Source organism: Vibrio sp. 970 (assembly GCF_033339075.1).
Map to the genome: position 1 here is coordinate 1 of NZ_JAWOTW010000721.1, position 540 is coordinate 540.

At 48.1% G+C, this 540-nt stretch carries 1 protein-coding gene; it reads right to left on the reverse strand.

Going from position 1 to position 540, the window contains the following annotated elements:
• Window positions 1–540, reverse strand: a 540-nt coding sequence (locus tag R7Q11_RS28820; RefSeq protein WP_225467302.1) for an NAD-binding protein, incomplete at both ends; no start/stop codon positions are given.

The following is a 540-nucleotide window of genomic DNA, read 5'->3' on the forward strand; positions in this document are numbered from 1 at the left end:
ACGTGTGCTTCACGTATTTCACCAGTTCTACACTCGATTCTTGGTTATCAATCGCGACGACCAACGCAGCCGCATGCTCGATACCTGCCGTGTGCAGCATATCTGGTCGGGTTGCGTCACCAAAATAGGCACGAGTGCCAATCTGGCGCATGTTATCGACTTGGTTGGCTTGATGGTCAAGCACTACCGTTGTTACGCCGTTTGATACTAATAGGCGATTCACAATCTGACCAAAGCGGCCAATACCAGCAATGATGACTGTGCCAGTTTCTTCAATCGTATCGCTTTCGCGTTCATTCGATTGGGTTTCAAAGCGAGGCAAAATCACCCGATCAAACAAAATGAACAAGCCCGGGGTCAGGAACATTGAAATCGCAACCACCAGTGCAAGAGTTTGCGAGAGTTCAAACGGAATGACGTGGTTTTGAACAGAGAAGCTTAGCAACACAAAACCAAATTCACCCGCTTGAGCCAAGCTTAGGGTAAACAGCCAGCGGTTGCTGCCTTTCACTCTAAATATCAGCGCGAGAATAAACAGCA